The sequence below is a fragment of the Cellulomonas sp. genome (genome assembly GCF_035634735.1).
Taxonomy (GTDB): Bacteria; Actinomycetota; Actinomycetes; order Actinomycetales; family Cellulomonadaceae; genus Cellulomonas.
Map to the genome: position 1 here is coordinate 22480 of NZ_DASQCJ010000084.1, position 10417 is coordinate 32896.

The 10417-nt window shown below is 74.9% G+C and carries 10 protein-coding genes and 1 pseudogene; 6 read left to right on the forward strand and 5 right to left on the reverse strand.

What is annotated here, in order from left to right; translation table 11 throughout:
- Positions 1-30 precede the first annotated feature (30 nt).
- Positions 31-726, forward strand: a complete 696-nt coding sequence (locus VER05_RS07810) for a rhomboid family intramembrane serine protease (protein WP_324844809.1) — start codon at positions 31-33, stop codon at positions 724-726.
- Between the two features lie 257 nt (positions 727-983).
- Here VER05_RS07810 and VER05_RS07815 read toward each other — a convergent pair whose 3' ends face one another.
- A complete protein-coding gene (locus VER05_RS07815; RefSeq protein WP_324844810.1) occupies positions 984-1232 on the reverse strand; it encodes a cell division protein CrgA in 249 nt (82 codons plus the stop codon).
- A gap of 121 nt (positions 1233-1353) precedes the next feature.
- Here VER05_RS07815 and VER05_RS07820 point away from each other — a divergent pair, with 121 nt between their 5' ends.
- The 5 genes from VER05_RS07820 (at position 1354) to VER05_RS07840 (ending at position 5202) form a co-directional block, all read left to right on the forward strand.
- Positions 1354-2343 carry a DUF881 domain-containing protein gene (locus VER05_RS07820; RefSeq protein WP_324844811.1) on the forward strand — a complete coding sequence of 330 codons (990 nt, stop codon included), beginning with the start codon at positions 1354-1356 and terminating at the stop codon, positions 2341-2343.
- On the forward strand, positions 2340-3197 hold the full coding sequence (locus VER05_RS07825) for a class E sortase (protein WP_324844812.1): 858 nt from the start codon (positions 2340-2342) through the stop codon (positions 3195-3197). The genes VER05_RS07820 and VER05_RS07825 overlap by 4 nt, the downstream gene beginning before the upstream one ends.
- Positions 3197-3358 (forward strand): hypothetical protein, encoded by a 162-nt coding sequence (locus VER05_RS07830; protein ID WP_166938077.1) that lies wholly within the window; start codon positions 3197-3199, stop codon positions 3356-3358. Before VER05_RS07825 ends, VER05_RS07830 begins: the two co-directional genes overlap by 1 nt.
- 2 nt (positions 3359-3360) lie before the next feature.
- On the forward strand, positions 3361-3984 hold the full coding sequence (locus VER05_RS07835; RefSeq protein ID WP_324844813.1) for an aminodeoxychorismate/anthranilate synthase component II: 624 nt from the start codon (positions 3361-3363) through the stop codon (positions 3982-3984).
- A gap of 306 nt (positions 3985-4290) precedes the next feature.
- Positions 4291-5202 carry a hypothetical protein gene (locus VER05_RS07840; RefSeq protein ID WP_324844814.1) on the forward strand — a complete coding sequence of 304 codons (912 nt, stop codon included), beginning with the start codon at positions 4291-4293 and terminating at the stop codon, positions 5200-5202.
- Between the two features lie 174 nt (positions 5203-5376).
- Here VER05_RS07840 and pknB read toward each other — a convergent pair whose 3' ends face one another.
- The 4 genes and pseudogenes from pknB to VER05_RS07860 form a co-directional block, all read right to left on the reverse strand.
- Positions 5377-7371, reverse strand: a complete 1995-nt coding sequence (pknB, locus tag VER05_RS07845; protein ID WP_324844815.1) for a Stk1 family PASTA domain-containing Ser/Thr kinase — start codon at positions 7369-7371, stop codon at positions 5377-5379.
- The gene (locus VER05_RS07850) at positions 7371-8771 is read right to left on the reverse strand and encodes a serine/threonine-protein kinase (protein WP_324844816.1); all 1401 of its coding nucleotides are present in this window, start codon (positions 8769-8771) and stop codon (positions 7371-7373) included. Before VER05_RS07850 ends, pknB begins: the two co-directional genes overlap by 1 nt.
- Positions 8768-10225 carry a penicillin-binding protein 2 gene (locus tag VER05_RS07855; protein ID WP_324844817.1) on the reverse strand — a complete coding sequence of 486 codons (1458 nt, stop codon included), beginning with the start codon at positions 10223-10225 and terminating at the stop codon, positions 8768-8770. Before VER05_RS07855 ends, VER05_RS07850 begins: the two co-directional genes overlap by 4 nt.
- Positions 10222-10417, reverse strand: a pseudogene (locus tag VER05_RS07860) (FtsW/RodA/SpoVE family cell cycle protein); the annotation flags it as partial. The gene VER05_RS07855 and the pseudogene VER05_RS07860, both read right to left, overlap by 4 nt.

Consider the following 10417-nt stretch of genomic DNA (forward strand, 5'->3'; position numbering starts at 1 on the left):
GCTGCGGTGGGCATCCAGTGCGTCGACTGCGTGCGGGACGCCCAGCGCCAGCAGCGTCCCGCCCGCACCGCGTTCGGCGGCAGGATCACGGGCGGCCGCCCGGTCGTGACGCTGACGCTCATCGGGCTGTGCGTGGTGAGCTACGTCCTCCAGCTGACGACGGCGACCTGGACGCGGGACCTGGCCTTCGCGCCGTACATCGGCGAGTACGAGCCGTGGCGGTTCCTCACCGCGGCGTTCCTGCACTCGCCGGGGAACTTCGCGCACATCGCCTTCAACATGATCGCGCTCTGGTCGGTCGGGCCGTTCCTCGAGGCGTCGCTCGGCCGGTGGCGCTACCTCGCGCTGTACCTGCTCAGCGCGATCGGCGGCTCGGTGATGGTGCTGCTGCTGGCGTCGCCCCTCGACCTGTCCTGGGTCACCGGCGTGGTGGGCGCGTCCGGCGCGGTGTTCGGCCTGTTCGGCGCGGTCCTCGTCGTCCTGCGCCGCGTCGGCCGGTCGGCCGGCGGCATCGTGGCCGTGCTCGTCATCAACGCGGTCCTCGGGTTCGTGATCCCGGGGGTGTCCTGGCAGGCCCACCTCGGCGGCCTGGTCGTGGGCGCCGCGCTCGGCGCCGCCTTCGCCTACGCCCCGCGCGAGCGGCGCACGCTGGTCGCCGTCGGGTCCTGCGCCGCGGTCGCCGTGCTGCTCGTCGGGGCCGCCCTGGTGACCTACGCGGGCGTGTGAGCGCGGTCCCCAGCGTTCCTCACAGGTGTGGAATTACAACCGTGTAGTTATCCACAGGGTTGTGCACCGCTGGGGACACGGCCCCCGATCGCCCCGATCTCCCGCGAGATCATCGGGGGAGGGGCTGGGGACAACCGTGGCGGACCTGGGGACGACGGCGGGAGCCCCGGCCGGGTGGCCGCCCGGAACGCGCGGCTCGGGGCAGCGCGGACGCCGGACCGGGCGACGTCGGCGTCGTCCCGGGCCCGGCGTGCCGGTCACTTCCAGCGGGTGGCCATCCCGAGGCCGACCAGCGCGAACGCGAAGCCGATCGCGAGGTTCCACGACCCGATCCCCGGGATCGGGAAGTCGAAGTTCGTGAGGTAGGTGACGACGATCCACAGCAGGCCGGCGACCAGCAGGCCGCCCAGCACGGGGACGAACCACGGCGGGTTGACCGTGGGGCCCGCCGAGCGCTCGGTGGGCGCGGTGTAGTGCGACTTCTGCCGCGTCCTGGACTTGGGCACGGGATGCTCCTGACGTCGACCGTCTTGCTCGGCGGATCCGGCCCGCGCCGCGCTGCGGACGCGCGCACGGACCCGCGTGGACGTGGCCTAGCGTAGTGGCGGAGAACCGAGGGGGATGAGCGTGCCCGAGCAGCACCCTGAGCGTCGGCCCCACGGGGTCCACGCGGCACCGGCCGCGCCGGACGACGCGGCCGCGCCCGGGGCACCGTCGGCCGCGCCCGAGGCGGTCCCCGGGGCCGCCCCGTCGGACCGGCTGCGCGCCGCGCGGGAGCACGCCCAGCACCGCATCCAGCGGCACCGCCGCGGCCGCGCGCTCCGCGGGACCCTGTCGATCGGCCTGGTCATGGCGATGGCGGGCGCGCTGTTCACCGCGAACGCCCGGCTCGCCAGCGGGACCGACACCCGCCAGCCCCAGGACCTCGCCGGCCTGCAGGCCAACGAGGACTCCCGCCGGGAGCGCCTGGCGGACCAGGTGGCCGCCCTCCGGTCCGAGGTCGACGCGCTCACGCAGACCCAGACCGACTCGGTGGGCCTGGAGTGGCAGTCCGCGGGGGAGGCGTTCGACATCGCCTCCGGCAAGGTCGCCGTCACGGGGACCGGCATCACCGTGAGCCTCGACGACGCTCCGGCGGACGGGCCGCGCGTCGCGGGCGCCGGCCCCGACGACCTCGTCGTCCACCAGCAGGACCTCCAGGCGGTCATCAACGCGCTGTGGGCCGGGGGAGCCGAGGCGATGGCCCTCATGGACCAGCGCGTCATCTCGACCAGCGCCTTCCAGTGCATCGGCAACGTGCTGTCGCTGCAGGGCCGCCGGTACTCGCCGCCCTACGTCGTGACCGCGGTCGGCGACCCCGAGGAGCTGCTCGACGCGCTCGCCGCCGACCCGGCGGTGCGCGCCTACCGCTCCTGGGTCGACGCCGTCGGGCTCGGCTACCAGGTCACCCGTCCGGAGCAGGGCGTCCAGGTGCCCGCCTACGATGGCTCGGTCGACATGCGGTACGCCAGCGTGCCGTCCGGCACGGAGGTCCTCCCGGGTCTCGTCGCCGACGGGAGCACCGCGACGAGCACCGGGACCAGCACCGCCGCGCGCCAGGAGGACACCGAGGGATGAGCGGGACCGAGGTCACCCGGCCCGACGCGCACGGCCGCGACGAGGAGCCGGGCGGGTCCGCCGACGGCGGTGCGGGCGGGGGCCGCCGCGCCGCTCGCCGGGCGGGCCGCTCGCGCGACCGGGAGCCGTCCCGCGGGGGCGGCGTCGTCCTGGGCGCGGTCGGCGTGCTCGGGGAGCTGCTCATCACCGCCGGCGTGCTGCTGCTGGCGTTCCTGGCGTGGCAGCTGTGGTGGACGGACGTCGAGTCGAACCGCGAGCAGGCCCAGCTCGTCCAGGAGCAGGGCTGGGACGAGCCGCTGGCGCCGCTGGAGGCCCCCGACGGCCCCGCGATCGTCACGCCGCGGTACGACGAGCCGCCCGTCATGGCCGAGCCCGACTACCTGACGACGTTCGCCTCCATGCGGGTGCCGCGCTGGGACGGCGAGCCCACCCGCACGATCACCCAGGGCACCGACCGGCCGAACGTGCTGAACCCGCTCGGCGTCGGGCACTACGAGGGCACCGCCATGCCGGGCGGCGTCGGCAACTTCTCGCTCGCCGCGCACCGCACCACCTACGGCAAGCCGTTCAACCGGATCGCGGAGCTCCAGGAGGGCGACCCGGTCGTCGTGTGGACCGCCGACACCTGGTACGTCTACCGCGTGACCTCGTCGCAGATCGTGATGCCGGACGACGTCCAGGTCATCGCGCCGGTGCCCGACCAGCCGGGCGCCGAGCCGACCGAGCGGTTCATCACCCTCACCACCTGCCACCCGATGTTCTCCGCCCGCGAGCGGTACATCGTGCACGGCGTGCTGGACTACTGGGCGCCCGTCTCCGAGGGCGTGCCCGCCGAGCTCGCGGAGGTCTCCTGATGTACGGCTGGCTGTGGCGGCACCTGCCCGGGCCGGCCCTGGTGCGCGTCCTGATCCTGCTGGTCCTCGCCGTGGCCGTCCTGGCCGCGTGCTTCGTGTGGGTGTTCCCCTGGCTCGCCCCGTACATGCCGTTCAACGACACCACCGTGGGGGAGGGCTGACGATGAGCCGCATCCTGGTCGTCGACAACTACGACTCGTTCGTCTACACGATCGTCGGGTACCTGGACCAGCTCGGCGCCGAGACGGTCGTCGTGCGCAACGACGCCGTGCCGCCGGTCGCCGAGCGCGGGGAGTTCGACGGCGTCCTCGTGTCGCCGGGCCCGGGCACGCCGTCCGAGGCGGGGGCGTCGATGCAGGTCATCCGCGACTGCGCCGAGTCCGGCACGCCCATGCTCGGCGTCTGCCTCGGGCACCAGGCGCTCGGCGAGGTGTTCGGCGGCACGGTCACGCACGCCCCGGAGCTCATGCACGGCAAGACGAGCCTGGTGTCGCACGACGGGCACGGCGTGTTCGAGGGGCTGCCGACGCCGTTCACCGCGACCCGGTACCACTCGCTGGCGGTCGTCGACGGCACCGTCCCGGACGAGCTCGAGGTCACCGCCCGGGCGAACGGGATCATCATGGGCCTGCAGCACCGGACGCTGCCCCTGCACGGGGTCCAGTTCCACCCGGAGAGCGTCCTCACCGAGGGCGGCCACCGGCTCCTGGCGAACTGGCTGGCCCTGACGGGCGAGCCGGACGCGGTCGCCCGCTCCGCGGGCCTGCACCCCCTGGTCCGCCCCTAGCCGCCCGCGGCCCGCCCCGGCCGCCCCGGCCGCCGAGATAGGACCTGCGCGCCGAGATAGGACCCGAGACGGCCCTATCTCGGCGCGGGTGTCCTATCTCGGCGCGGCGGACGTCCGCTCAGGAACCGGGCGGCGGGACGACCACAGGGTCCGAGGGGTGTGCGTGGCGGGGTCGGCTGTGGACGAGCGCTGCGTGACCCCCGCTTCCGGAGCGACGGTGGGCGGATGCCGAATGACTCCGCTCCTGGCCGAGCGCCCGTCCCGACGCCGCCGAGGCGGGCGTCCCCGCCCGTGGTGCGTCCCAGCGTGCCGCACGTGGTCCGGGCGGCCGACATCCCGTCCGACGAGCTCGCCCGCCGCGTGCGCGACGGGTCTCTCGCGCGCGTGCTGCGGGGTGTCTACGGTCCGCCCGGCCCACGTGAGCCGCGGTGGGCAGCCGAGAAGCACGCGCTGCTCGCGCGAGCGGCGGCGGTGCACCTCGTGCTCTCCGGCGAGCACTGGTTCAGCCACACCACCGCAGCCGTGCTCTGGGGCTGCGAGGTGGCGCGCGTGCCGGACGGCGTGGATGTGACGAACCTGGTCAACCCGCACCTGCGTCGTCGGCAGGACGGCGCCGTCATCGCGTGGCACTGGACGAGCCGGGCGGACCGCGCCGCTGAGGTCAGCCGCACCCTCGCCCTGCCGGCGTCATCACTGGAGCGGACCGCCTTCGACTGCGCGGCCACGCTCGCCCCGGCGCACGGCCTGGCGGTCGCGGACTCGGCCCTCCGGGCGGGCGCGAGGCCGGAGGTGCTGCGCCAGATCGTCGAGCAGGCGGCCGGCCGGCGCGGCGTGCGGCGGGCGAGGGAGGTGCTGGACCGTGCGGACGGTCGGGCGGAGTCGGCGGGCGAGTCGCTGACGCGGTGGGCGGTGCACGACGCGGGGCTGCCGGCGCCCGACCTGCAGGTGGCGATCGAGACGCGTCTCGGGTGGCGGTGGACCGACCTCGGGTGGCCCGCGGAGCGTCTCGCCGTCGAGTTCGACGGGCGCCTCAAGTACGGCGTCGACCGCGCGAGCGCGGCCCGTGCGGTGTTCGAGGAGAAGCGCAGGCAGGACGCCCTCGAGGACGAGGGCTGGACAGTCGTCCGCGTCGTCTGGGCGGACCTCGCCGACCCGGTCGCGCTGGGCGACCGCCTGCGTCGCGCGTACCGTCGCGCGGCCCGCCGCTCCGGCCGATGAACCTCGCCGAGATAGGACCTGCGCGCCGAGATAGGGCCGAGGACGGTCCTATCTCGCCGCAGGGGTCCTATCTCGGCGTTCGTGACCGGGGGGACGGGCGCGAGGGCGGGAGACGGAGCGGGCCCCGGCCTCCCGTGGGGGAGCGCCGGGGCCCGTGGACGTCGGGTGCGGGTGTCAGTCGCCCTGGCCGTTGTTGCCGTTGCCCTCGTTGCCGCCCGTCGGGTTCGGGCCCGAGGACAGGGTCAGGGTCACCGTGCTGCCGATGGGGACCGTCTGGCCGACGCGCGGGTCGGAGGAGATGACGGTGCCGGCCGGCTGGCTGGACGGGCTGTCGGAGGACACCGCGTCCACCACGAGCCCGAGGCCGGTGAGCTGCGCGGTGGCGTCCGCCTCGGTCTTGCCCACGATGTCGTTCGGGATCGCGACCGTGGTGGGGGCCGTGGCGACCGTCAGCGTGACCGACGTGCCCTGCGGGACGACGCCCGCGGAGCGGTCCTGCCGGATCACGACGCCGGGGGCGACCTCCGAGGACTCCTCCTGCACGACGTTCGACGTGAGCTTGAGGGCGTTCAGCGCCTGCACGGCGGCGTCCTGCGTCTGGCCGGCGAGGTCGGGGAGGTTCACGAGGCCGGAGGAGATCACCAGCGTGACCGGCGTGCCCTCGGCGACCGACTGGCTCGCGGCCGGGTCGGTCTTCAGGGCGCGTCCCTCGGGCTGCGCCGGGTCGTCCTCCTCGCTCACCGTGGCGACGGTCAGCCCGGCGGCCTCGAGCTGCGACCGCGCCTGGTCCTGGGTCAGCCCGCTCACGTCGGGCACCGTGACGGAGTTCGGCCCGGTCGACACCCACATGGTGACCGTCGAGCCGTCCTCGGCGTCCTCGCCGCCGGCGGGGTCGGTGCGCGTGACGGTGCCCTCCGGCACGTCCGCGCTCGCCTCAGCCTGCCGGGACACCTCGAAGCCCGCGTCGGTCAGGGCCGCGGTCGCGTCCGCCTCGGCCTGACCGGCGACCGACGGCACCGGGACCATCACGACGTCGGGCTCGCGGTCCTGCATCAGCAGCCAGATGATGCCGCCGACGGCCAGCGCCGCGATCACGCTCAGCGTGATCCAGAGCCACCGCTTGGACTTCTTCTCGTCCTCCGGCTCCTCGTCGGTCTGCGCGGGCAGCACCGACGTGCCGGGGCCGGTCGGCGCCCACGCGGGGGCGTCGCCGGGCATGACCTGGGTCGCGGCGGCGTCCGGCGCGAGCACCTGGGTCGCGGCGCCGGCGCCGAGCGCGGCCGCGGCGACGGCCGGCGCGGAGACCGCACCGCCGCGGGCGGCGGCCTCGAGGTCGGCGCGGAACTCGGCGGCGGACGAGTAGCGGGCGTCCCGCTCCTTGGCCAGCGCCTTCGCCGTGATCCGGTCGAGCACCTCGGGCACGTCGGAGGCGACCGAGGACGGCGCCGGGGCGATCTCGCGGACGTGCTGGTACGCGACGGCCACGGGGGAGTCGCCGATGAACGGCGGGCGGCCGGTGAGCAGCTCGAACAGCAGGCAGCCGGCCGAGTACAGGTCGGAGCGGGCGTCGACGGTCTCGCCGCGCGCCTGCTCGGGGGAGAGGTACTGCGCGGTGCCGATGACCGCCTGGGTCTGCGTCATGGTGGCCGCGGAGTCGGCGACGGCGCGCGCGATGCCGAAGTCCATCACCTTGACGGCGCCGGTCGGGGTCAGCATGACGTTCGCCGGCTTGATGTCGCGGTGCACGATGCCGGCGTGGTGGGAGTACTCGAGCGCCGACAGGACGCCGGCGGTGATCTCGATGGCCTCCTCGATCGGCACGGCCTGGCCGTCGCGGAGGATGTCGCGGACCGTGTGGCCCTCGACGTACTCCATGACGATGAACGGCACGTGCGCGGTCGCGCCCGTCGGCTCGGTGTAGACGTCCTCGCCGGTGTCGTACACGGCGACGATCGACGGGTGGTTGAGGCCCGCCGCCGCCTGCGCCTCGCGGCGGAACCGCGCCTGGAAGGACGGGTCGCGCGCGAGGTCGGAGCGCAGGATCTTGATCGCCACGGTGCGCCCGAGGCGCGTGTCGTGCCCGATGTGCACCTCGGCCATGCCACCACGGCCGATGAGCTCACCGACCTCGTACCGTCCGGCGAGGATCCGGGATCCGTCGTCCACCACTAGGCGTCCTTCGCTGTCGTCGTCTGCGCGTCCGGCGCGGCTGCGCCGGACTGTGCTCGCCAGATCATCCCACCCTCGGCGGCCGCCCGGGTGTACTCGCTCGTACCCACGGGCGGGAGCGAGCCCGTGTCCGAGGTGAGGCGGTCCGCCAGCGCGGCGCCGAGCAGCGCCACGACCAGCACGGCGAGGACCAGGAGCGGCCACCGCACGTGGAACCGCCCGTCGCCGGCCCCGCTCTGGACCCGGGCGTGCGCCCGCGTCGTCGGGTTGCTGTGCGCGCCGCCGCGGCCCGCCGTCGCGCGGTAGGTCGGCGCCGGGGCGCCCGCGCGGGTCGCCCCGGTGGGCCGGCCGGTGCGCGGGTCGAACGACGGCGGGGCGTCCGTCGCGGTCGCGGCGGGGGAGGCGGCCGACGCCGCGGAGCCGCGCACCCGCATCGCGCCCGCCTCGCTGGGCCGGGAGCCGCCTGTCTCGCGGGCGCCCGCGCGGGACCCGGCCGCCGCGCCGGTGGACGCGCCCGCGGACGCGCCACCCGACGCCGACCGTCCGGGCACGATCGACACCGGCGGGCTGCCCCCGGCGGGCGTGTGCGGGACCAGGGCGTCGAACAGGTCGGCGAGCTCCTCCGCGGTCCGCGGCCGGTCGGCCGGGTCCTTGGCGAGCAGCCGCATGACCAGCCGCGCGATCTGCCGGTCGACCGACGGCGGCAGCGGCGGCACGGGGGTGTTCACGTGCGCGACCGCGATGTCGACGGCGGTCGGCCCCGTGAACGGCCGGTGCCCGACCAGCGCCTCGTAGGCGACGATCCCGAGCGCGTACATGTCGGACGCCGCCGTGGCGGGCCCGCCGACGGCCTGCTCGGGGGACAGGTACTGGGCGGTCCCCATCACCATGCCGGTGGCGGTCATCGGGACCTGGTTGCTCGACAGCGAGACGCCGAAGTCGGTGATCTTCACCTTGCCCGTGGGCGTGATGAGGATGTTGCCGGGCTTCACGTCGCGGTGCACGACGCCGGCCTCGTGCGCCGCGTGCAGGGCGCGCGCGGTCTGGGCCAGGATCGGCAGCAGCCGGCGCGGCGGCAGCACGGGCTCGCGCTCGAGCAGGTCGCTCATCGGTTCGCCGACGATGAGCTCCATCGCCAGGAACGCCGACCCGTCCTGCTCGCCGTAGTCGAACAGGGCGGCGATGCCGGCGTGCGACAGGCTGCCGGCGTTGCGGGCCTCGGTGCGGAACCGCTCGAGGAACCCGGTGTCGCCGGCGAACTCCTCGCGGAGCACCTTGATGGCGATGTCGCGGGCCAGGGACTCGTCGTGCGCGGCCCAGACCTCGCCCATGCCGCCGACGGCGATCTGGCGGGTCAGGCGGTAGCGCCCGCCCAGCACGACGCCCGGTGCCGGCCTCACGGGTTGATCACCGCCTCCATGACGGCCTTGGCGATGGGCGCGGCGACGCGGCCGCCGGTGGCCTCGGAGCCGACGGAGCCGCCGTGCTCGACGATGACCGCCACGGCGACCTGCGGGTCGTCGGCGGGCGCGAAGCCGGTGAACCAGGCGTGCGGCGAGTCGCCCTCGACGCCGGTCTGCGCGGTGCCGGTCTTGCCGGCCACCTGCACGCCGGAGATCTGCGCCGAGGTGCCGGACCCGGACTGCACGACGCCGATCATCATGTCCGTCAGCTGCTGCGCGGTGGCGGCGGAGACGGCCTGCGACAGCTCCGTCGGGTCAGCCTCGCTGACGACGTCGAGGTTGGCGGTCCGCACGGTCTGCACGAGGTACGGCGTCATGAGGGTGCCGCCGTTCGCGATCGCCGAGGCGACCATCGCCATCTGGGTCGGCGTCGCCCGCACGGACTCCTGGCCGATCGCCGAGAGCGCGGTCTGGGCGTCGTCCAGGTCCTCGGGGTACCGCGAGGCGGCGACCCGCATCGGCACCGTGAGGTCGGTCTGGTCGAAGCCGAACTTCTCGGCCTGCTCGCGGATCGCGTCGTCACCCAGCTCGACGCCCAGCGACGCGAAGGCGGTGTTGCAGGAGATCCGCAGCGCGTCGGCCAGGGTGGTCTGCTGGTTCGCCCCGCAGGACGACCCGCCGAAGTTGGGCAGCGTGGTCCGGGTGCCCGGCAGCGTGTAGAGGTCGGGCGCGGACAGCACGGACTCCGGGGTGTAGGCGCCGGACTCGAGCGCGGCCGCGGCGGTGACCAGCTTGAACGTCGACCCGGGCGGGTAGTTCTCGCTGGTGGTCTTGTTGATGAGCGGGTCCCCGTCGGCCGCGAGCAGCTGCTGGTAGGCCGCGTTGGCCGCCGTCGTGTCGTGGGTGGCGAGCGCGTTGGGGTCGAAGCCCGGCGTCGACACCATCGCGAGGATCTTGCCGGTCGCCGGCTCGACGGCCACGACGGCGCCCTGCTGGCCGCCGAGCGCGTCGAGCGCGGCCTGCTGCGCCGCCGGGTCGATCGTGAGCTCGATGGACGAGCCCTGCGGCTGCGCGCCGGTGACGAGGTCCTGGATGCGGGTCCAGAACAGCGAGTCGGCCTGGCCGGTGAGCACGTCGTTCATCGACCGCTCGAGCTGCGACCCGCCGTTGACCACGGAGTAGAACCCGGTGACGGTCGAGTAGAGCTCCGGCTGGGTGTACGCGCGCTGGAAGCCGAACGGGTCGTCCACGGCGGTCGACTGCGCGACGGGCTGGCCGGCCACGATGATCGGGCCGCGCGGCTTGCCGTACTCCCGGTAGAGCGTGCGCACGTTGCGCGAGTCGTTGTTCAGCGCGGACGCCTGCCCGAACTGCACCCAGGTGGTGCCGGCGAGCAGGGCCAGGAACATGACGACGACGACGGTCGCCAGCCGGCGGAGGGCGGTGTTCACGCGCGACCACCTCCGGACGTGCGGCGCAGCTGCTCGGTGGGCTGGTCGTCACCGGCGACGGCGACGGGGTTGCGGGCGTCCTCGTCGAGCGGCAGGCCGCCCGAGGGGGTGGACAGCAGCTCGCCGACGGGGTCGGGCGCGGGCCGCCGGGCGTCGTCGGAGATGCGCAGCAGCAGCGCCGCGATGATCCAG

Bases quoted from the DNA above. Each gene is read 5' to 3' on its own strand.
- VER05_RS07825 (WP_324844812.1), top strand. From the start codon at position 2,340: ATGAGCGGGACCGAGGTCACCCGGCCCGACGCGCACGGCCGCGACGAG.
- VER05_RS07835 (WP_324844813.1), top strand. From the start codon at position 3,361: ATGAGCCGCATCCTGGTCGTCGACAACTACGACTCGTTCGTCTACACG.
- VER05_RS07830 (WP_166938077.1), top strand. From the start codon at position 3,197: ATGTACGGCTGGCTGTGGCGGCACCTGCCCGGGCCGGCCCTGGTGCGC.